The organism is Streptomyces sp. cg35, from assembly GCF_050410835.1.
In the GTDB taxonomy this organism is placed as follows: Bacteria; Actinomycetota; Actinomycetes; order Streptomycetales; family Streptomycetaceae; genus Streptomyces.
The window spans coordinates 4,379,908-4,400,954 of the sequence record NZ_CP191268.1 but is presented as its reverse complement, the minus strand read 5'-3'; the positions used below and the strand labels follow the sequence as shown (position 1 = coordinate 4,400,954).

Below are 21,047 nucleotides of genomic sequence, written 5' to 3'. Positions count from 1 at the left end.
TTCCCAGGCGCCCCTCAGGCCCCCACAATCTCTTGCATGACCATGACACCACCCCCCACAGTCATTCGTCTCCTCGCGTGCGCGTTCGGCGCGGGGCTCACCGTCACGGCGCTCGCGGCCGGCCCGGCCACCGCGCAGACGCAGCCGCAGGCGGCGGCACAGGCCCACTACACGGGCTCCGCGGAGGAGGCCGCGGCCAACAAGGCGTTCTTCGAGGCAGTCGTGAAGTCCGTCGCCGAGAAGCGGGCGGCGAACCCCGCCGCCGCCCAGGTCACCGTCACGTACGACGCTTCTGGAGCCCCCACGTTCCAGCAGCAGATAGCGAACAGCGCGTCGATCTGGAACTCGTCGGTGTCGAACGTGAAGCTCCAGGCGTCGTCCGGCGGCGGCGACTTCTCGTACCGCGAGGGCAACGACGCCCGCGGTTCGTACGCGTCGACGGACGGCCACGGCAGCGGCTACATCTTCCTCGACTACGCGCAGAACCAGCAGTACGACTCCACGCGCGTGACCACGCACGAGACCGGGCACGTGCTCGGCCTGCCGGACCACTACGAGGGTCCGTGCAGCGAGCTGATGTCGGGCGGCGGCCCCGGCCCGTCCTGCACCAACGCGTACCCGGACGCCAATGAGAAGTCCCGGGTCAACTCGCTCTGGGCCAACGGGTTCGCCAAGGCGCTCCAGAAGGCGGGGGCGCTCCGCTAGGGGGCGGGTTCCGGATCACCGGGTTCCGATGGAGGTGCGTGGCCGGCCGCGGCTGTCGTCGTGGCCGGCCACGCCCCGCGGCGGAGCCGCTGATCGACACAGCCCCGCGCCCCTGAGGCGCGCGCGACCCCGCTCACGCCGCAGCCGGCACGTCGCCCGACGGTCCTTCCCGGACTCCGATCGCACGGGCGGCGGCCACCTCCTGGCGGACGTGTTCCAGGACGCCGTCCTGGGGCCCGGGCGGGCCGAAATCCGCCCGGACCTCCTCCAGCACCTCGGAGTCCCGCAATCCCTCGGCCAGCTCCCTCAGCTGACCGAGCACCTGGGTCACCTCCGCCGCAGAAGGCGGAGCCGCACCATGCCGTACCCGGACCCGCGCCGCGGTCGTCGCGTCCACGATGCGCTCGACCGCGACGACGAGGGGCCACCACGCCGCCGCCCGCCTCCCCGTGGGCGGCGGCTCGGTGAGCGCCCGCTGGAACTCCGCGCGGATCACCGACAGGTCCCGGTACAGGCGGCGCCGCATCCGCGCCCGTTCCGCCGGATCGGCCTCGCCGGCGGCGCCGAACGCGCACTCCACGTACGCCGCCGTGTCCGCGACGGCGTCGGCGAGCCGGTCGCCGATCCGGGTGTGCCAGCTCTCCGGCCACAGCAGATAGCCCGCGACGAGCGCGATCGCGCAGCCCATCAGGCTGTCCAGGAGCCGCGGCCACAGCAGCGCGGTGCCCTGGTGGTTGAGGATGTCGGACAGCAGCAGGATCACCGGGGTGATGGCCGCGGTCTGGAACGCGTAGCCGCGCGGGGTGAGCGCCGGGATGAGCGGCGCGAGCAGCATCATCACCGGCACGTCCCACCAGCCGAGCGGTACCTCGGCGAGCACGGCCGCCGCCACGACGAGCCCCGCCGCCGTGCCGAGCGCGCGCAGCACCGCCCGCGAGAACACCGAACCGAAGTCCGGCTTCATGACGAACGTGATGGTCAGCGCCACCCAGTACGAGCGCGGGACGGGCACGAGCGAGACCAGTGCCTGCGCGATGCCGATGCACAGGGCGAGCCGCAGGCCGTAGCGCCAGGAGGCGCCGGACAGCAGGACGGTGCGGGCGCCGCGGCGGGCCCGCACCCGCAGCGCGGCCGGGCGGCCGAGCCGGTCGTCGACGTTCGTGAACTCGCTGTCCCCGGTGCGTGCCGCGACCTCGGCGGCGTGCCGCACCGCGTGGTCGACGGCGCGCGAGGCCGGCCCGTCGGGTTCGGGCAGGGCGGGCGGCACCGCGTCCAGGGGGCGGCCCGAGGCGATGGCGTCGGCGAGGGCGCGGACGGCGTCGGGCACCTGCGGCGGCAGCGGAACCCCGCACTGGTGGGCGGCGGGCGCGGCCTCCACGACGGGTGTCACGGCGTTCAACTGGGCGACGAGCCGCACCAGTTCGGGATTGCGGCCGTGGGTGCGGGCCCGCCGGGCGAGGACGAGGTCGTAGGCCTGGTTGAGCGACTGGGTGACGGCGAGGCGGGTCTCGGCGTACGTGAGGGGGTCCTGGCCCGCGGCTTCGAGGAGGTGGGCGACGCCGCGGTACGTCGCCGCGACCGCGGCCCGCTCGGGCACCCCGCCCCGCAACGGCCAGGCGAGCAGCGCGAGGAGCAGGACCAGCGCGCCGCCGCTGGTCATCAGCAGCGGTGCCAGCCACCAGTCGCCCGGCATCGGCAGGCCCGCGCCCACCACGCAGTTGAGCAGGAGCAGCAGCCCGGAGACCGAGGCGACCGCGCCGATCGTCGAGATCATCCCGGAGACCAGGGCGACGGCCGTGACGGCGGCGACCGCGAGCCAGCCGTGCCCGTACACCAGCGATCCGATCGTCACGCCGACCGCGCCGAACAGCTGGGGTACGGCGATGTTGAAGATGCGCATGCGGTACGCGTCCGCGGTGTCGCCGATGACGCCGGAGAGGGCGCCCATCGAGGCGAGGGCGCCGTACGCGGGTTGGTCCGTGACCAGGCCGATCGCCAGGGGGGCCGCCATGGCGATCGCGGCGCGGGTGGCTGCCGCCCAGGGGACGGGGGCTCGTTGGGGCCGGAGTGTTCTGACCAGCCAGTCGGGGGGCGTCAGGCGGGGCGGCATATGGCCAGTATGCGATCTTCTGTTGCTGTCACGGGGCTCCGCCCCGGACCCCGCTCCTCAATCGCCGGAGGGGCTTGATTTGGGGCTCCGCTCCTCAATCGTCGGAGGGGCTTGGAGCGTGCAGTGTCAGATCCACCAACAACGCCCTGTGATCCGTGTCCGCCAGTTTCAGGAAGCGGGAGTCCTCCGCCGAGAACTCGGCGCTCACCAGCACATGGTCGATCTGCGTGCCGAGCGCGCCGGGGGCCGACGACGGCCAGCTGGGGGTGCGGGCGTGGCCGGTCAGGCGGGCCGCGTCGCGCAGCCGGCCCGCGTCGAGGATGTGCCGGAACGCGGCGTGGTCCTGCGTCGCGTTGAAGTCCCCGGCCAGGATCGTCGCGTCCCCCGCGCCGTTGGCCGCGACGTCCCGCAGCCGGCCCAGTTCGCGCTGCCACAGCCCGACCTGACCCGGCAACGGCGGCATGGGATGCGCGAGTTGGAGCCGTACCGCGTGCCCCCGTACGTCGGCGGTCGCGCCCGGCATGCCCATCGTCCCGGGCACCGTCGGCGCCGCCTTCAGCGGGAAGGCGCTGAGCACGAGGGAGCCTTCCGAGCCGCCGGCGCGCACCGCCTGCCGGTACGGGTACGCGGTCTCCAGGGAGTTGCGTTCCAGCGTGTCCTGGCAGCTGTAGTCGCATTCCTCGACGAAGACGATGTCCGGCTCGTGCCGGGTGATCGTGTCGATCAGCGCGTCGGTGCCGCGCCCGAACTGCACGTTCGAGGACAGCACGCGGATCCCGGAGACCGGCGGGCCGTCGGCCTCCGCGTCCGCCCCGTACGGCTCCAGGTACCAGGCGAGGGCGCCGAGCGCGACGACGCCCCACAGCATCCCGGTGCGCCAGCGCGCGAGGAGCGCGAGCAGCAGCGCGGCGACGGTGGGGGCGATCAGCCACGGCAGGAAGGCGAGCAGCTGGGTCACGGGGGTGATGCCGTCGCTGTCCGCGGCACGGCAGCCAGCCACCGCGCTCACCCCGGCCAGCAGCAGTCCGGCCGCCCACGCCCCGGCTCTGTTCACCCGGCGGCGCCCGCCGTCCCCGGTCCCGGACCGCAGGTCGCCGGACGCCGCGTCGGTCATCTGCCGCTGGTCCAAGGCCGGGCCTTCCGTAGGGAGTTCTGCTGGATCCTCCCGGAAAGACGGGACGGCGGGCCAGACGGTTGTCGGGCCCGCCGGACTGCCGTCAGGCGGTCTTGGACCGGGCGGCGCGGTCCGGTTCGGTGGCGAGGGCCCAGATGACGAAGACGCCGATGCCGATGGAGATCACCGACCACACGGGCGCGTACGGCAGGAACATGAAGTACTCGACGATGTAGAGCGCGGCCAGGCCGATGCCCGCGCCGCGCGCCCACTCCGAGCCCTTGAGGATGCCCCAGCCGGTGAGCGCCACGAGGATGCCGAGGATCAGGTGGATCCAGCCCCACGTGGTCAGGTTGAAGGAGTAGACGTAGTCGCCGACCCGGCCGTACACGTCGTCCTTGGCGATGCCCGCGATGCCGTTGAGGATCCCGAGGACGCCGCTGACCAGCATCAGGACGCCGGCGAAGACGGAGCCGCCGGTGGCCCAGCCGTTGCCGGGGCCGTCGCCGCGGGTGGGGTCGGGGGTGCGGGCCCGGTGCTGCGCGGACCAGGCGCCCGGGTCGGGGCCCGGCTCCGCTCCGGGGTTCGGGGGCGTTCCGGGGGGTGTCGTCTCGCTCATGGTGGGGCCTCCTCAGTCACGGGAATGCTCGCCCCGGCGCGGACTCGCGGCACTCGGTGTAGGGCCGGACGGGTGACTGCTGCGGGGCGGAGCCCCCGGCCGTGCGGCGCGCGGCCCGCGCGGACCGGCCGGGCCCGAACCGGCCCGTCAGCCACGCCCCCAGCGCCACCGCCGCGCCCACGCCCACGATCACCCAGGACGCCGTCCGCATCGACGACGTCAGCGCGTCGTACACCGCGCCCGCCGCCGCCTTGTCCGCGTCGCTGTCGAGGTCGCCGAGGGTGAGGGAGCGGGCGATCGTCTGGGCGACGAGGAGGGCGGCCGCGCCGAGGGCCGCGCCGAGCGCGGTGGCGGTCAGGGCGCGGCGGCGGTGGACGGCCAGGAGCAGGCCCGCGACGGCGAACACGAGGGCGGCCAGGGGCAGCCACAGCCCCGCGATCTGGAGCATGTGGAACACCGTGCGCAGCTGGTCGAGGTCACCGGCCGACAGGATGGTGATCTCGCTGTGGGTGACGGGGATCTGGTCCGCGAACGGCACGCCGTCGTCCTGGAGCTGCCGTTTGACCTGCTCGCCGACCGGGGCCAGGTCCAGGGTGACGGGGCCGGTGCTGCCGTCGTCGAGGGACTGCTGCACGGCGTCGTGGGCGGCCCGGTTGGCGGTGTCCCAGGCCTTGCGGAACGCGGCGGTGTCGGTGAACGAGACGACCGCGTCGTGCAGGTACCGCTCGACCGTGGACTGCAGCGGGCCCACGCTGATGTTCTTCATGATCCCGGTGGTCACCGCGTCCGCGACCGCGTTCTGCACGTCCGGGTCGCCGGCCAGCGGCGCCATCGCGGACACGTAGCGGTCGCTGTCGCCGATCTCGTACTTCGCCCAGGTGGACAGCGTGCCCAGCGGGACCAGGAGACAGGCGAGGACCAGCAGGACGGTGGCGACGACGGTGCGGGCTTTTCGGGTCACCGTCCCAGGCAAGGCCCCGGCCGCGTACCGCGCGACCGGGGTACCTGCATACGGCCTACGGAAGCCCCGAGGGACGGGTCACTTCCGGTTGTACAGCCGCATCGTGACCGGCCCGAACACGGCGACGAGCAGTGCCGCCCAGCCGAGCGACCACAGCACCTCCGCCGTCGGCCAGTCGCCCGCCATCAGGCCGCGCACGGCGGACGCCACGTGCGTGACGGGGTTGTTGTTGACGAAGGCCTGCAGCCAGCCCGGCATCGTCTCCGGCTCGACGAAGATGTCGCTGAGGAACGTCAGCGGGAAGATCACCATCATGCTGACGCCCATCACCGACTTCTCGGTGCGCAGCAGCAGCCCGAACATCGTCCAGATCCACGAGAACGCGAACGAGAAGACGAGGAGCAGCGCCACGCCCGCGAGGACGCCCGGCACGCCGCCGTCCGGCCGGAAGCCCATGATGAGGCCGACCACGAGCATCACGACGGACGCGATCGTGTAGCGCAGGGCGTCGCCCAGCAGATAGCCGACCATGACCGCCGGGCGCCAGATCGGCAGCGTACGGAAGCGGTCGAAGACGCCCTTCTCGATGTCGGTGTTGACCGAGACGCCCGTGTACATCGTGATCATGACGACGGACATCACGAGGATGCCGGGCAGCAGGTACTGGATGTACTGGGTCGGGGAGCCGGCCAGCGCGCCCCCGAACAGGTACGTGTACATCAGCACCAGCATGATCGGGAACGCCGTGACGTCGAAGAGCTGCTCCGGCACGTGCTTGATCTTCAGGATCGCCCGCCAGCCGAAGGTGAGCGCCGCCGACACGGCGCCGGGCCGGGGCGGCCGCTGCGTGGCGACGAGCAGCGCGGCGAGCGAGTCGGCGCTGACCGGGGCGAGTTCCTGGGCGTCGGTGCCGGTGACGGTGGTCATGCCGTCGCCTCCTCGGTGGTCGCTGTCTGGACCGGCTGGTCGGTGAGGGCCAGGAACACCTCGTCGAGGCTGGGCTGGCCCAGGGAGAAGTTGTCGACGGTGATCCCGGCGGCGGTCAGCTCGGCGAGCGCGCGCGAGGCCTGTTCGGCGGCGCCGAGATCGCTGTCGGAGACCCGGGCGGTGAGCGCGACGGGGTCGGGCTCCAGCTGCACCTGCGCGTCGAGCACGAGGCTCAACAGCCGCTCCGCCTCCGGGCGTTGGTGCGCCTCGCGCAGGCGTACGTGCACGGCGCCCGCGCCGACCGACGCCTTCAGCTCGCCCTTGGTGCCCTCGGCGATGACGCGGCCCTTGTCGATGACGGCGATCCGCGCCGCCAACTGGTCGGCCTCGTCCAGGTACTGGGTGGTGAGCAGCACGGTCGTGCCCTGGGCGACGACCGCGCGGACGATCTCCCACACCTGGTTGCGGCTGCGCGGGTCAAGGCCGGTGGTCGGCTCGTCGAGGAAGAGCAGGTCCGGGGTGTTGAGGATGGACGCGGCGATGTCGATGCGCCGCCGCATGCCGCCCGAGTAGTTCTTCACCTGGCGGCCCGCGGCCTCCAACAGGCCGAAGGCATCCAGGAGTTGCTCGGACCGCTGGGCGGCCGCCTTCCTGGCGTGCCCGGTCAGCCGGGCCAGCAGGACGAGGTTCTCGTGGCCCGTCAGGTCCTCGTCCACGGACGCGTACTGCCCGGTGAGGCTGACGCGGGCGCGGACCGCGTCGGCCTCGCGCACCACGTCGTGCCCGAACACGTGTGCCTCGCCCGCGTCGGGCCGCAGCAGCGTGGCGAGCATCTTGACGGTGGTGGTCTTGCCCGCGCCGTTCGGCCCGAGCACGCCGTAGACCGTGCCGGCCGGGACGGTCAGGTCGACGCCGTCGACGGCCCGGTTCTCACCGAACGTCTTGACGAGGCCCGCGGTCTCGATGGCGGGTCCTGCGGTGCTCGTGGCGTTGGTCGCCGTGGTGCCCATGTCGGGTGCCCCTCTCGGTCACGTCACAGAGGAAGACCGGAGGAACGGCGGCAACTCATCGGCGGAGCGCTTCTCCGGTGGAGCACTCGTCCGAACGGGTGTTTCCTGGACGGGGGAGCTAGGAGGCCGATCATGCGCCGCACCACTCCGGCCCTCACCGCTGCCGCCCTGCTGACGGGCGGCGTCCTGGCGGTGACCGCAGCCGCTCCGGCCAGTGCGAACAACGGCGGCGGGGACGTCGTCTGGGGGACGGTCGTCTCCCGATCCGACCTGAATCTGCGATCCGGTCCCAGCACGTCGGACGCGGTCGTCTACCGGCTCGCGCCGGGCAGCCAGGACCGTATCGAGTGTGCGACCCACGGGTCGTCCGTGCACGGCACCTCGGTCTGGTACTGGTTCACCGGCGCCCACGGCTGGGCCAGCGCCGCCTACGTCGACACCGGCGGCCGGGGCGTGCCGAGCTGCTCGACGCCCTGCCCGCCCGACGACGGGCAGCACCAGGGCGGCAACAGCCCGAGCGGATTCTGGTTCCGCTCGGACTACCGCGTGGAGTTCGGCGTCACGTACTGAGCGGCCGGGCCCGCCCCCGCCGCGTTGCGCGACGCCCCCCGAGCGCCGTCAATGGAAGACGGGAAGGGGGGCGCTGGGGGACACCCGGAAAGGAGCCCGTCATGGCTCACGCGGCACCCGCACCCACCCGCTCCGCACCCGGCGGCCGTCCCGCCACCCCGTCCGTGACGACCGTCGCGAAGGTCCTGCCGGTGGTCGTCGGCGCGCTCTACGGGTTCTGGGCGGCGAACATCGCGCGCTTCGGCCAGGAGGTCAGCGGCGGCAACATCGCCCTCGGGTTCGTCTCGGGCATCCTCGTCGCGGTCCTCTGGTTCGCCATCCACCGGTGGTGCACCCAGCAGGGCAGCCGCCACATCGGCCTGCGCGCGCTGGTCTGGGGCGCGTTCGCCGGCATCGCCATCGGCTTCCTGCACAGCCTGTCGAACCCGACCGTCCTGTGGTCGGTGATCCTCGGCGTGTTCGTCGCGGGCGGGACGTTCGTGAGCGTCTACTACCGCTACTACTCGTCCAGCGAGTACGCCCCGGAGCACGTCACGGCCTGACCCCGGCCCGCGCCGCGAGCCGCGGCTCGTACAGGGCGGCGTCGGCCTGGGTGACGTACGGCGCGACGCTCGTCGCGGTCCGCCGGATCACGGTGATCGCCGCGTCGTCGTGGGGCGCCCCGTGCCGGTGCCGGTGCAGGTCCTGCGCGAGGAGCCGCAGCAGCTCGCCGGGCGGCCGCTCGGCGGTCGCCGCCGACACCAGGCGCGGCAGCCGCTCCCGTACGGGATAGAAGACGCCGCCCTCGTCCCGGCACTCGGTGACACCGTCGGTGAACAGCACGAGCGTGTCGCCGGGCCGCAACGGCAGCCGCACCGGCGCCGGCGGCCCGGCGCCGAGCGCGCCCATGCCCAGCGGCAGCCCGGGACGGACGTCCGGGGTGTGCACGCGGCCGTCGGCGGAGACCACCAGGGGCGGCTCGTGCCCGAAGTTGACGATGTCGACGGCTTCCTCGTCCGGCGGGAAGTGCAGCAGCAGGGCCGTCGAGAACGCGTCCGGGTGCTCGCTGTCGTGGATGCTGCGGGCCCACGCGTTGTAGCGCTGCATGGCCGTCTCCAGGCGGCCGGCCACCTCGCCCACGCAGGCCTCGTGGTAGCCGGCCTCGCGGAACGCGCCGAGCAGCGCCGCCGACGCGGACACCGCGGGCAGCCCCTTGCCGCTGACGTCGCCGAGGACGGCGCGGATGCCGTGCGGGGAGGGCTGGAAGTCGTACCAGTCGCCGCCGAGCCGGGCCGCGCGGGCGGCCGGCTGGTAGAAGTCGGCGATGTGCAGCGGGCCGACCCGGTCGGGCAGGGTCCGCATCACCGCGCGCTGGGTGGCCTCGGCGACGTCCGTGACGGCCTGCAGCCGGGCCAGCTGTTCCTCCTTGCGGCGCGCGATGAGCACGCCGAGCAGCCCGCCGGTGCCGATCATCAGCGGCCCGAGCACGGCCAGACCGCCGGAGGGCACGGGGGAGAGCGACTGCAGCGTCATGTAGACGACCAGGAGCACTCCGGTGACGACGGCCGTCGCCATGACCGGCGCGAGGAGCGCCACGGCGATGGGCACCAGACCGAACAGGGCGCGCGCCCTGAGGTCGGCCGGCGTGGCCAGGTCCAGGGTGACGACAGCGGTGATCATGGCCGTGACCAGCAGCACCACGGCACGCCAGCCGCCCGTGGGGCGCACGGCACTGGGCCGGTCCTCATGGGCGGTGGGGGGCTGGTAGTAGCTGCTGGAGCTGCGGAAGGGCATGTCACATAAAGAGTGCGGGGGCGTTCAGCGGACCGAGTAGGGCCGAAGGTCCGTACGCCCCGTGAGATCCGCGTCTCACCGGCCCGCCCCTCAATGGGCCGGCACTGTCACGAACCGTGAGGTCACGTGCAGGTCGGCGGCGATCGCGGCGCCGGTTGCCCGCAGCGCCCCGGTCCACTCCGCGGTGTCCCCGCGCCCCTGGTGGGCGGTGACGTCGAGCGCCGAGACGACCCGCCCGGCCCGGTCCCGCACCGGCACCGCCACGGACCGCAGTCCGTCCTCGGGCCCGTCCACGACGGCGTCCTCGGCCCCGTCGCGCAGCACCCGCCCGGCGGCGGTGACGTCCGCGGGCAGCCGCGAGCCGACGCCGATGTCGACGCTCATCACCCGGCGCGGGGCGACCCGCGCCGTGCACCGCACCCGGTCCCCGTCGGCCACGGACAGCCCCACGGACTCCCCGACCCGCTCCGACAGCGCGGCCAGATGGGGAGCGGCGATCCGCGGCAGCGTCGTACGGGACAAGGGGGCACACCCCAGCCCGAGCACGCGGGGCGTCAGCCGGTACGTGCGGCCGTCCCGCGCGACATGACCCAGGTGCTCGTACGTGAGGAGAGCCCGCCGAGCGGTGGCCCGCGCCAGCCCGGCCCGCTCGGCGATCTCGCTCAGGGACATCGCGGGACGAGAGGAATCGAAGACGGTGAGCACACTCAGCCCCCGAGCAAGGGAGACAACGGGCGCATCACCGAACCCGCCGGTTCCAGCCCCTCCGGCGTTCGAGGAGCGGGGTCCGGGGCGGAGCCCCGAGGCCTGAGGGAGAGCGGCCAGCACCTGTTCCATCTCAGCGACACACGCCGACAGCCGCCCGCGCACAGCGTCCCGCAACGAGTCCACCCCGTGCCGGCTCGTATGGCTCACCACACTCACCGCACAGACGACACCCCCGCCCGCCCCCCGCACCGGCACGGCCACCGCGATCAACCCGGGCTCGACCAACTGATCGTCCACCGCCAGCGGCACCCCGTCACGGAAGACCAGCCCGGGCGCGGAGCGATCGCCCGGCAGGGAGTCACCCACCCGGAAGCTGATGGACAGTGCCCGCCGCCGCAGCACCTGGTGCACGAAGCGGATGTCGGGGCCGTCGGGGACGGCGAGGGAGACGGACTCGTCGAGGTCGTCGGCGAGCCGGTCGGCGAGCGGCCCGAGCAGTTCGGGCACCCGCAGCGCGTCCAGGCAGGCGTTGGCGACGGCCATGAGGGGCGGCGCCAGCGACGCGTCCCGCCCGTCGAGGCGTACGTGGCCGAGGTGGGCCAGCGTCGCGCAGATCCGGTCGACCGTGGCGCGGGCGAGGCCGCTGGTCCGGGCGAGTTCGGCGAGGGCGAGGGTGCCGTCCGCGTCCGTGAGGCGCCGCAGGACGTCGAGGCCGCGGATCAGCGGGGTGACGGCCTCGGCGGGCGGCTGGGTCACGGACGGGGACGGCACGGGAAGCACGGGGCAACCGTAGACGCTCAGCGGCTCAGGAGTTCCAGGACCCGGTCGAGCGCGGAGGGGGCGAGATGGCGGCGCAGCGCCTCGACGACCTCGTCCGGGGTGGCCCGGCTGTCGATCCTGATTACGCCGTAATCGCGGCCGCGCTTCTCCTTGCGGGCCGGGGGCACGGCCGCGGCGGGCAGTTCCCCGTACTGGCCGGGCAGCTGCTGGTCCTCCCGGGGCAGTCGGGCGATGCGCCGGGCGTCCTCGACGGAGACGCGGCCGTCGGCGAGGGCCTCCTGGAGGTCCTCGCGCAGCTTCATCAGGGACAGCCGCTGCGAGACGAAGCCCTGGGTCTTGCCGATGCGGGCGGCGACCTGGCGCTGCGAGTAGCCGTACGTGGTGATCAGGCCCTGGATGGCCTGGGCCTGCTCCAGCTCGGTGAGGTCGTCGCGCTGGACGTTCTCGATGAGCGCGTCCTCGTCGGAGCGGGTGGCGTCGTCGCGGACCAGGACGGGCACCTCGTCGAGGCCCGCCATCTTCGCCGCGGCGAGCCGCCGGTGGCCGTGCAGCACGACGTACGGGGCCGTGCCGACGGCCTCCTTGTGGTGCGGGTGGGCGGTGACGAACACGGCGGCCGGGACCACGCCGAGGGCCTGGAGCACGCCGCGCTCGCGGACCGTCTCGGCGAGGCCGTCCAGGTCGCGCAGTTCGTGGCGCGGGTTGTCCGGGTTCTCGGCGAGGTCGCCGACCGAGACGGTCAGCGGCTTGGTGTCGGGCCGTTTCCGCGCGACGGGCGCCTTGTCCGCGTCCGCGGTCAGCAGGGAGGACAGATCGGTGCGGCGCCCCATCAGCTGGTCACCTTCTTCTTCGTGCGGGACTTCGTGCTCTTCCTGCGCGCGGGCTTCGGGATCGCGGCGAGCCCCACTTCCAGGGCGAGCCGGAAGAAGTCCTCGCGGGCCTGGAGGGCGACGCGGTTGGCGCCGTACTGGGTGACGACGAGGCCGTCGGCGCTGGCCCGGGTGTGCAGCTTGTAGTGGCGTACGACGGTGCGGGCCAGCGGCCAGCCCTGGCCCTCGACGAAGGCGCGGGTCTGCTCCAGGTCGGCCTTGCCGTCGCGCGGGTCCCAGTTGTTGATGACGACGCGGAACGGCAGGCCGCGCGGCTTCACGACCTTCTCGACCGTGCGCTGCGTCGGCTGGAAGCCGAGCGGCTCGGGCTCGATGGGGACGATGACGTCGGTGGCGTTGGACAGCACGGCGCGCAGCGCGTCGGCGGCGGCGCCCTTGCCGAGGGGGTCGGCGCCGTCGTCCTCGGCGAGGTCGAGCCAGCCCGGGGTGTCGACGAAGACGTGCTGCGCGGACGGGATGCGGGACAGCGCGGCGAGGCCCGCGAGGTCGTCGTGGGCCTGGACGAAGTCGAAGGGCAGGCCCTCGCCGACGCGCTCGGACCACCACACGGCGGAGCCCTGCGGGTCGATGGAGACGGCGACGACCGGCGGGCGTTCGCCGTCGTGCTGGTTGCCCGCGCCGAGGACGTCGGCGGTGACGGCGGCGAGGTTCACGGCGAGCGTGGACTTTCCCACGCCGCCTTTCTGATTGAGGATCACGTGTACGTGGGCCACGAATGCTCCCTCAACGGTGTGTTCGGGGCGGATGTTCGTGGTCACTGTGGCAGCGCGGCGCCCGTGGGGCCGGGTGTACACGCCGTTACGCGGTGCCGTTGATGTCCCAGATGTCCGGCGGGACGAAGTGTTCGCGCAGGCCTTCGGGGGAGAGGGTGTGCGCGCCGATCTTGTGGACGCGCAGCGACAGGACGGTGTCCGCGATCCGCAGGCCGGGCGCGATCCGGGTCACTTTCTCGGCGTACTCGTGGAGTTGCTCGACGCGGCGCAGCCAGCCGCACACGAAGAGGTTGTGCGGGCCGGTCACGGCGGTCACGGTCCGGGTCTCGCGCATCCGGGCCGCCGCGGTCGCCACCGACGCGATCAGGTCCGGCGGTACGTCGGCCCGGATCTGGTACCAGACCGGCCGTCCCGAGACGCGCGGCGCCGACTCGGTCAGGGCCAGCAGCTCCCCGGCCGACTCCATGCGGGCGAGGCGTCTGCGCACGGTCGACTCGCTGGCGCCGCACCGCTTGGCCAGGGCCGCGACGCCGAGCCGGCCGTCCTCGGCGAGGGCGAGCAGCAGCCGCTGGTCGGCGGTGTCGGGCGGTGCGAGGGGTCGCGGGACGCGGTCCACGCGCGGGTTCAACTCCCTTACTCTGCGCTGCTGTCGGGGTGTGAGCTGGCCCAACGGCGGCTGGGTGGCGGCCCGGTACACCGACGTGATGATGTGGGTGCGGGTGGCCCGCACGCCGGGCAGGCGGTGGACGCGCCCGGTGAGGTAGCGGTCGAGGGCGGTGAGGTCGGCGCACGCCACGTAGAGGACGAGGTCGGCGTCCCCGGTGACGTGCTGCACGGTCAGCGTGACCGGGTCGGCGGCCAGCCGGGCCGCGGTGTCCGGGATGCTGCCCACCGCGCACTCGACCTGGATCCACGCGCTGCACGCCGCCGGGCTGCCCGCGGCCAGCGCCCCGGGCAGCACCCCCGACCAGGCGTGCCCGTCCCGGGTCAGCCGGGACCAGCGCCGGGCGAGGGTGTCGGCGGAGGGACCGAGCGCGCCGGAGAGCTGGGCCCAACTGGCGCGCGGGGCCAGCTGAAGTGCATGGATCAGGGCGAGATCGGCCTCGGAAACGGCGGATTCCCGTGTGCGCACCGGCTCTCCTCGGTGGTTGTCCCGGTAACCCCCGGGCGGAGCGTCGAGCGGCGCGAACATGGGCCTGGGGCATATGCATTCAATCGGGCGTCCTTGCCCAAGACCATTAAGCCTGCCCCGAATCCGGAATGCCGGGGGAACGGTGACATGAGGTGTGACAGCGTGGGCGATGTGACGATGCGGAATCTCGTCGGGCGGAGCCGCGCACTCGCCGCGCTGCTCACCGCCCTGGCGACGGCCCGTCTGGTGTCCCTGACCGGGCTGCCCGGCGTGGGCCGCACCCGGCTCGCCCGCGAGGCCGCCGCGCAGCTGACGTGCGAGGTGGTGTGGGAGTCCGGCCGCGGGTACGAGCCCGACCTGCTCGACGGGGTCGCCGCGCGGCTGCGGCACCGGCTCGGCGGGCGGCGGGGGGCGCTGCTCGTGCTCGACGACTGGGAGCGGTTCGGCGGCGCCGGGACGGCGTTCGTGGCGGGGCTGCTCCAGGACCTGCCGGGCCTGACCGTGCTGGTCGTCGCCGACCGCCCGCGCCATCTGCGCGGCGAGTGCGTCGTCGCGCTGCCGCCGCTGCCGGTGCCGCCCGTGGGCTGCGCCGGCCCGGAGGCGGCCCGGTACGCGGCGGTGGAACTGGTCGCCGCGGCGCTCGGCGACGACGTGGTGGCCGAGCACCCCGGGGCGGTCGCGGAGCTGTGCCGCAGGTTCGGCGGGGTGCCGGGCCCGCTGCTCGCGGCGGCGCGGGCCTGGGCGGCGGACGGGCGGACCGGCGACCCCCACGCCCTGCCCGTGGACGAGGCCGAGGTGACCGCGGCCCTGCGGGCGTACGAGAACTGTTCCCGGGTCGAGCGGCTGCTGTGGCGGCGGCTCGCCGTCTTCGAGGGGAGCTTCGGGCGGGACGCCGTACGGGAGGTGTGCGGGTCGGGTTCGCTGCCCGCCACGGAGGTGCTCGGGCTGCTCGACCGGCTCGCGCCGCAGCTCCTGGTCCGCGACGGCCCCGACCGCTACCGCCTGTTACCGCCCCAACGAGCGGTGGGTGCACGGGAGTTGGACGTCCTGGGTGAGCGCTGGGCCGCGGTCCTGCATCACCGCCGGTGGGCCGCCGGGGTCGCCGCGCAGGCCGCCGAGTGGTGGAGCGCCGGCCGCCAGGACGAGGCGCGGGCCCTCGCGCTGCGCGAACTCCCCGATCTGCGCACCGCGATGGACCCGGCCACGGCACCCCTCTCCCCGCACGTCGAGTCGGGCACGGCGCTGGAAGTGGTGCTCGGCCTGTGGTTCCTGTGGACCGCGTGCGGCCGCACCGCGGAGGGCCGCGACCGGCTGCGGCACGCCCTGGCCCTGCACCGGGACGCCCCGCCGGGCCGCGCGCTCTGGCTGGCCGCCTGGCTCGAACTCGACCTGGGCGCGCCCGAGGCCGCCGACCCGCTGCTCGCCACGGCGTGGGCGGCGGCGGTACGCGAGGGCGACGACCACTGCCTCGGGCTGCTCGCGCATCTGCGCGGCGCGGTCGCGCTGCGGCAGGGCCGGGCGGACGCGGCCGCCGCCGAGTTCCGCGAGGCCATCGAACTCCTCGGCGACGTACCCGACTTCGGCCCAGGACCCGCGCTGTGCCGGGCGTCCCTGGCCCTGGCGCTGGTCCGCACCGACCCCGAGGCGGCCCTGGAGACGGCACTGCCGGGCCGGTCCGTGCCGGGGCGGATGCGGGACGGCTGGGCGGAGGCGTGGCTGCGGTACGCCCGGGCGGAGGTGCTGCGCTGGGAGGGGGACGTGGAGGCCGCGCGGTATCTGGTGGTGTCGGCGCTGCGGACGCATCTGGCGTACGGGAGTGTGGTCGGGGCGGTGTGTGCCGGGATGCTCCTGGCGGACGTGGTGGCGGTCGGGGGCGACGGGGTTCTGGCGGCGCGATTGCTGGGGGCGGTCGATGGGCTGGGCCCGGTCTCCGGTTCTGGCTCCGGTTCTGGCTCTGGTTCTGGCTCTGGTTCCGCGTATCTGGATCCTGTGCGGCGTCGGTGCGAAGGGGCGGTGGCGGGGCTCGTGTCGGGGCGGCGGTGGGTGGCCGCGTACGAGGAGGGCGGGCGGTTGGGGCTGGCGCATCTTGTGAGGGTGCTTTGAGGTGACGCTTGCGGGTGCGGCCCGGTGGGGCTTCTCGCGCAGTTCCACGCGCCCCTGGAGCATGCGGCTTCGCCGCTGCTCCCTCGATGAGATGCCGCACGAAGTGCGTGCGTCTCAGGGGCGCGGGGAACTGCGCGACCAGCCACGACGGAACGCGCACCCGGCGACGCGCACGACAGCCCTACGGCGCCTGGCCGGAGCCGGACCCGACCCCCGCCTCCGCCGGAGCAGGGTCGTAGCGGACCGCGTTGCCGGCCCACCCCAACAGCCCGAGCACCAGGAACGCTCCCACCAGCACCTTCCCGGTCCCGCCCACGAACAGCGGCCGGGTCGCGGAAGCCCCCCGCACCGTCCCGATCACCGAGTCCGCCGACCCCTGGTCCCCGAACAACCGCTTCGGATACGCGGACGTCAACAGCAGCACATACGCCGACACCCGCATCCGGAACCGCAGCACCGCCGCCGTCGCCTCGAACAACGGCTGCGGCATCCGCCCGAGGACGAGCACGACCAGCCACGACAGGAACGACACGGCCCACCAGCCCGCCGTCACGAGCCCGCCCACCACCGCCGCGGGCAGTACGAGCAGCAGCCGGAACAGCACGGCGAGCCGGTTCAGCGCCGAGGAGTGGAGCCGCAGCTGCACCGGATAGCCCGACGGCCCGCCGAACTCGAAGGGCGGGTACCGGCCGGTCAGGAGCATCGCCGCGGCCGAGAGCCGGGTCTCGTAGCCGAGATAGCCCGCGAGCCACCGCTCCAGCGGGTCCGGGACCCGGCCGAGCAGCAGCGCCCCGCACCACGCCGCCACCGCGACGAAGAACGTGAGGAAGGACAGCACGGCCAGCACGATGGCGTGCGGCACGAGCAGCAGCAGGCGCAGCAGCACCGTGAAGCGGTTCTGCCGGCCGGGCGGCGGGATGTCGAGTTCAGGGAGGGTCTCGGCGCCGGGGACCAAGGGAACGGCGCCGTAGCGGGGGGAGGCGGCCATGCCGCAACTCTGCCCAGCGTCGCAGGTCACGGCATCCGCTGGCGGCCGTTCAGGTGGCCTCCGACGCGTTCAAGCGGGGCGCGGCGCGGCGGACTTCGTCACCCGGGGCAGCAGGAACGGCGTACCCAGCAACAGCACACCCGCGGCGGCCAGCGCCTCGCGCGTGCCGATCGCCGCCGCGAGGCCGCCCCACGCCAGGGTCAGCGTCGCGGTCACCGTGCTGCCGGTGATGGTCCAGGCGGACAGGACGCGGGCCACCCGGTCCGACTCGGTGCGCTGGAGGCGTTCCTTCGCCATGACCGGGTTGAAGACGCCGCAGCACGTGATGAGGCCGAGCTCGACCAGCATCACCACGACCAGCCCGCCGAACCCCGGTCCCGTGAACGCCAGCCCGACCGGCCAGCACGCCCGCGCCACCCCGCTGACCCGCAGCACGCGCGCCGCCCCGTACCGCTTCACCAGGCGGGGCGCGAGCCGCGATCCGACGAGCCCGCCGAGGCACGGCACGCTGAACGCGAGGCTGTACTGCCATACGGGGAAGCCGAGTTCACGGAGCATGAGGACGGCCATCAGCGGGGCGCCGACCATGATCAGGGCGTTCACCAGGGCCGTGTTCAGGAACAGCCCGCGCAGATCCGGATGCCGCCACACGTACCGCCAGCCCTCCACCACGTCCGCCCGGCCGAACCGCTTCCCGCCGCCCCCGGAGGGGACCGGCTCGGGGGTGCGGATCGCGTGGACGCCGAGCGCGGACAGGACGTAGCTCAGCGCGTCGCCGACGACCGTGGTCAGCGGCCCGAACGCCCCGATCGCGGCGCCGCCGAGCGGCGGCCCGAGCGCCGTGGCCGTCCACATCGTCGTCTCGAACCGGGCGCTCGCCACCAGCAGCCCGTCGGCCGGGACCAGCGCCTTGAGGTGCGCGCCGCTCGCCGCCCGGAAGACGATGTCGGCCGTCGCGACGACCACCGAGACCAGCACCAGCTGCGTGAAGCCGAGGACGTCCAGGACGTACGCGAGCGGCAGCGTGAGCAGCGCCGCGCACCGCACCAGGTCCGCCCCGATCATCGCGGGGCGCTTGCGGCGGAACTCCACCCACGGGCCGAGCGGCACCGCGAGCAGCGCCCCGGCCGCGAGCCCGGCCGCCGCCAGGAACGACACCTGGGCGGTGCCGCTGTGCAGGACGAGCACCGCGATCAGCGAGAACGCGTCGAGGGCCAGCCAGCTGCCCGCCGTGCTCACCGCGAACGCCGCCCACAGCCACCCGAAGTCCCGGCCGAGCCTCATCTCCGTCATGACCTGCGATCCAAGCGGTGCGGGCGGTGTCCGATCAAACAACCGGACGCCCCCCGTCGTACAACCCGTGGTTGTATGGCGAGGTGGATCTCGAAGCCGTACGCACGTTTGTCGCCGTCGCCGACGAGGGCCAGTTCCAGGTCGCCGCGGAGGAACTCGGCATCAGCCAGCAGGCCGTCTCCAAGCGTGTCGCCGCGCTGGAGCGGGAGCTGGGCGTGCGGCTGTTCACGCGGGTGCCCCGCGGGGCCCGGCTCACCCTGGACGGCCAGGCGTTCCTGCCGCACGCCAAGGCCGTGCTGCGGGCCCTGGACAAGGCGGCCGCGTCGGTACGGCCGGGGCGCAGGCCGCTGCGCGTCGACGTGATGGGCACCCGCGCCATGACCGCCGGGCTCATCCAGGACTTCCACCGGGCCCACCCCGGCCTGCCGCTCGACGTGGTGGCCCTCGGCGCCGCCGGGAAGGCCGTGCTCGCCGCCGTCCGCGACGGGAGCATCGACGCCGGGTTCTGGGCGTGCCGCGTCCCCGCGGACCGGCTGCCGCCCGGGGTGCGCAGCACGCGCGTCGCGGACGAGCCGCTGGTGCTCGTGACCGGCCCCGGCCATCCGCTCGCGGACGCGGACGCCGTGACCCCGGCCGATCTCGTCGGGCACCGGATCTGGATGCCGAGTCTCACCGAGGGGACCGAATGGGCCGCGTACTACGCGGAGTTCGCGGAGGAGTTCGGGCTCGACATCGACGCGGCCGGGCCCAACTTCGGGACGGATCACTTGTTGCAGGCTGTGGCGGACTCGGCGGACGTCGCCACGTTCATGGGGCCGCGGACCCCGCTCGCGTATCCGGCCGGGCTGGATCTTCGCACCATTCCTGTGCGGGATCCGATGCCGGTGTATCCGCACTCCCTGGTGTGGCGGGACGACAATGCGCATCCTGGGCTGGAGGCGCTGCTCCGTCATCTCGCGGCCGGTTATCAGGGCCTCGGCCCGGACGAGCGGTGGCTGCCCGCCTGGGCCTGAGGCCACGGGGCTCCGCTCCTCAACCGCCGGAGGGGCTGGATTCGGGCCCTCGTACGGCCGCCGCCCACATGCGTGACACCCGAACCGCGCGCACGCTCGAATCATGCGTACCCGGACTCCTCTCGCCTACTGCCTCGCAGCCGTGCTCCTGCTCGCCGCCACCGCTTGCGGGGGCGACGACAGCAAGCCCGATCCGAAACGCGGCGACCAATGGGCGCTCGACGCGTTGAAGCTGCCGGACGCCTGGAAGACGTCCCAGGGTGACGACACGGTCATCGCCGTCGTCGACTCCGGCGCCGACCTCGACCATCCGGATCTGAAGGGCCGCCTGGCCGACGGGTACGACTTCGTCGACAACGACGACGAGCCGAAGGACATGAACGGCCACGGCACGCACGTGTCCGGCATCGCCGCCGCCCACACCGACAACGGCATCGGCATCGCGGGCGGCGCCCCCGGCGCCAAGATCATGCCCGTGCGGGTGCTCGGCGCGGACGGCTCCGGCTCCAACGCGAACATCACCAAGGGCATCGTGTGGGCGGCCGACCACGGCGCCGACGTCATCAACCTCTCCCTCGGCGAAGGCCCGTTGATGTCGAACCTGCTCCAGGGCGGCATCCTCAACCAGGCCATCGAGCACGCCCACGACAAGGGCGCCGTCGTGGTCGCCGCGGCCGGCAACGACGGCAAGGCCACCCAGCCGTACAAGGTCGACACCCCGGTGCTCGTCGTCGGCGCCGCCGACCAGAACGGCAAGCCCGCCGACTTCTCCAACTTCGGCGCGGAGCAGGGCGTTTCGGCCCCCGGCGTCGACATCCTCTCCACCCTCCCCACGTACCGGACGAAGGAGAGCCTGAAGAACACCTCGGGCTACGGGGACCTGTCCGGTACGTCGATGGCCTCGCCCTACGTCGCCGCGGTCGCCGCCCTGCTGCACCAACAGGGCCTGGAACCGGACGACATCATCGCCACGATCCGCGACACCGCGAGCAACCCGGACAAGCTCGCCAAGCTGGGCCTCGGCATCGTCGACGCGCAGGCCGCCGTCAAGAAGAAGGGCTCGTAGGGGCCGCGTCGGGCGCGGTGACATTTGTACCGGCAGGGTCGGGACGCCTCGCTCTGCCGGGCGGGGGTGCCTCTCCGCGAAGCTCAGTGGTGTCGGAAACGGAGCACGGACACCACCGGGGGACGGACATCATGGGCGCGGACAAGGTGACGGCGGAGCAGGCGCGGCAGGTCGTGCGGGGCACGGACTTCAAGGGGCTGCCCGCCTGGTACTTCCCGATCATGGGCTGCCTCGCCGGAGTCTTCGACGTCGCCCGCGCCTACCCGGCCGTCTACTGGGTCGTCCCGATCGTGCTGACCGCCAACCTCGCCCTGACCCTGACCGTGCTGCGCACCCGGATGCGGCTGATGAAGGCCCTGTGGAAGAACAAGCGCACCCGCTTCCTCGCCCTCGGCCTGGTCGGCGTCCGCTTCGCGGTGCGGGCCGGACTCGGGGCCCTCGGCCTCGCGCTCGGCGCGGCCACCGGCAGCCTGGCCGTCGGCATCCTGATGGCCGCGCTCGGCACGGCGATGGCCTGGGGCGACCAGTGGGTGATCCTGCGGACGCTGCGCCGCACCACCGCGGCCGCCTGA

At 73.7% G+C, this 21,047-nt stretch carries 20 protein-coding genes; 7 read left to right on the top strand and 13 right to left on the bottom strand.

What is annotated here, in order from left to right; all coding sequences use genetic code 11:
* Nucleotides 1–42 precede the first annotated feature (42 nt).
* Entirely contained in the window at nt 43–705 is a 663-nt protein-coding gene (gene snpA, locus ACQUQD_RS19945) for a snapalysin (RefSeq protein WP_428957605.1), read from the top strand.
* 133 nt (nt 706–838) lie between these two features.
* Here the strand turns inward: snpA and ACQUQD_RS19940 are convergent, their stop codons facing one another.
* From ACQUQD_RS19940 to ACQUQD_RS19915, 6 genes are all read right to left on the bottom strand, one after another.
* Complete coding sequence (locus ACQUQD_RS19940) at nt 839–2,815, bottom strand: FUSC family protein (RefSeq protein WP_428953477.1); 1,977 nt, start codon at nt 2,813–2,815, stop codon at nt 839–841.
* Between the two features lie 94 nt (nt 2,816–2,909).
* The gene (locus ACQUQD_RS19935; protein WP_428957604.1) at nt 2,910–3,929 is read right to left on the bottom strand and encodes an endonuclease/exonuclease/phosphatase family protein; all 1,020 of its coding nucleotides are present in this window, start codon (nt 3,927–3,929) and stop codon (nt 2,910–2,912) included.
* A 103-nt stretch (nt 3,930–4,032) separates the two neighbouring features.
* Complete coding sequence (locus ACQUQD_RS19930; protein WP_428953476.1) at nt 4,033–4,548, bottom strand: DUF7144 family membrane protein; 516 nt, start codon at nt 4,546–4,548, stop codon at nt 4,033–4,035.
* Nucleotides 4,549–4,564: 16 nt separating this feature from the next.
* The gene (locus tag ACQUQD_RS19925; protein ID WP_428953475.1) at nt 4,565–5,509 is read right to left on the bottom strand and encodes a hypothetical protein; all 945 of its coding nucleotides are present in this window, start codon (nt 5,507–5,509) and stop codon (nt 4,565–4,567) included.
* A 78-nt stretch (nt 5,510–5,587) separates the two neighbouring features.
* Entirely contained in the window at nt 5,588–6,436 is an 849-nt protein-coding gene (locus ACQUQD_RS19920; RefSeq protein ID WP_428953474.1) for an ABC transporter permease, read from the bottom strand.
* Complete coding sequence (locus ACQUQD_RS19915) at nt 6,433–7,446, bottom strand: ATP-binding cassette domain-containing protein (RefSeq protein WP_428953473.1); 1,014 nt, start codon at nt 7,444–7,446, stop codon at nt 6,433–6,435. Before ACQUQD_RS19915 ends, ACQUQD_RS19920 begins: the two co-directional genes overlap by 4 nt.
* Before the next feature lie 132 nt (nt 7,447–7,578).
* Between ACQUQD_RS19915 and ACQUQD_RS19910 the strand changes: the two genes are divergently transcribed.
* On the top strand, nt 7,579–8,016 hold the full coding sequence (locus ACQUQD_RS19910) for an SH3 domain-containing protein (protein WP_428953472.1): 438 nt from the start codon (nt 7,579–7,581) through the stop codon (nt 8,014–8,016).
* A gap of 101 nt (nt 8,017–8,117) precedes the next feature.
* Nucleotides 8,118–8,558, top strand: a complete 441-nt coding sequence (locus tag ACQUQD_RS19905) for a hypothetical protein (protein WP_428953471.1) — start codon at nt 8,118–8,120, stop codon at nt 8,556–8,558.
* Here the strand turns inward: ACQUQD_RS19905 and ACQUQD_RS19900 are convergent.
* From ACQUQD_RS19900 to ACQUQD_RS19880, 5 genes are all read right to left on the bottom strand, one after another.
* The gene (locus tag ACQUQD_RS19900; RefSeq protein ID WP_428953470.1) at nt 8,548–9,789 is read right to left on the bottom strand and encodes a PP2C family protein-serine/threonine phosphatase; all 1,242 of its coding nucleotides are present in this window, start codon (nt 9,787–9,789) and stop codon (nt 8,548–8,550) included. The two genes, ACQUQD_RS19905 and ACQUQD_RS19900, sit on opposite strands and share 11 nt — an antisense overlap.
* A 90-nt stretch (nt 9,790–9,879) precedes the next feature.
* Complete coding sequence (locus ACQUQD_RS19895) at nt 9,880–11,277, bottom strand: IclR family transcriptional regulator domain-containing protein (protein ID WP_428953469.1); 1,398 nt, start codon at nt 11,275–11,277, stop codon at nt 9,880–9,882.
* 17 nt (nt 11,278–11,294) lie between these two features.
* Complete coding sequence (locus tag ACQUQD_RS19890; RefSeq protein ID WP_428953468.1) at nt 11,295–12,107, bottom strand: ParB/RepB/Spo0J family partition protein; 813 nt, start codon at nt 12,105–12,107, stop codon at nt 11,295–11,297.
* The gene (locus tag ACQUQD_RS19885) at nt 12,107–12,880 is read right to left on the bottom strand and encodes a ParA family protein (protein ID WP_428953467.1); all 774 of its coding nucleotides are present in this window, start codon (nt 12,878–12,880) and stop codon (nt 12,107–12,109) included. The genes ACQUQD_RS19890 and ACQUQD_RS19885 overlap by 1 nt, the downstream gene beginning before the upstream one ends.
* Nucleotides 12,881–12,965: 85 nt before the next feature.
* Nucleotides 12,966–14,012: an Lrp/AsnC family transcriptional regulator gene (locus ACQUQD_RS19880; protein ID WP_428953466.1), complete on the bottom strand. Its 1,047-nt coding sequence runs from the start codon at nt 14,010–14,012 to the stop codon at nt 12,966–12,968.
* 162 nt (nt 14,013–14,174) lie between these two features.
* On the opposite strand from ACQUQD_RS19880, the gene ACQUQD_RS19875 reads away from it, so the two are divergent.
* The gene (locus tag ACQUQD_RS19875) at nt 14,175–16,115 is read left to right on the top strand and encodes a hypothetical protein (protein ID WP_428953465.1); all 1,941 of its coding nucleotides are present in this window, start codon (nt 14,175–14,177) and stop codon (nt 16,113–16,115) included.
* Between the two features lie 181 nt (nt 16,116–16,296).
* Here ACQUQD_RS19875 and ACQUQD_RS19870 read toward each other — a convergent pair whose 3' ends face one another.
* On the bottom strand, nt 16,297–17,103 hold the full coding sequence (locus tag ACQUQD_RS19870) for a DUF4389 domain-containing protein (RefSeq protein WP_428953464.1): 807 nt from the start codon (nt 17,101–17,103) through the stop codon (nt 16,297–16,299).
* Between the two features lie 69 nt (nt 17,104–17,172).
* Nucleotides 17,173–18,396 carry an MFS transporter gene (locus tag ACQUQD_RS19865; protein ID WP_428953463.1) on the bottom strand — a complete coding sequence of 408 codons (1,224 nt, stop codon included), beginning with the start codon at nt 18,394–18,396 and terminating at the stop codon, nt 17,173–17,175.
* Between the two features lie 83 nt (nt 18,397–18,479).
* On the opposite strand from ACQUQD_RS19865, the gene ACQUQD_RS19860 reads away from it, so the two are divergent.
* The 3 genes from ACQUQD_RS19860 (at nt 18,480) to ACQUQD_RS19850 (ending at nt 21,047) form a co-directional block, all read left to right on the top strand.
* Nucleotides 18,480–19,409, top strand: a complete 930-nt coding sequence (locus ACQUQD_RS19860) for a LysR family transcriptional regulator (protein WP_428953462.1) — start codon at nt 18,480–18,482, stop codon at nt 19,407–19,409.
* 103 nt (nt 19,410–19,512) lie between these two features.
* On the top strand, nt 19,513–20,475 hold the full coding sequence (locus ACQUQD_RS19855; protein ID WP_428953461.1) for a S8 family peptidase: 963 nt from the start codon (nt 19,513–19,515) through the stop codon (nt 20,473–20,475).
* A 131-nt stretch (nt 20,476–20,606) separates the two neighbouring features.
* A complete protein-coding gene (locus tag ACQUQD_RS19850; RefSeq protein WP_428953460.1) occupies nt 20,607–21,047 on the top strand; it encodes a hypothetical protein in 441 nt (146 codons plus the stop codon).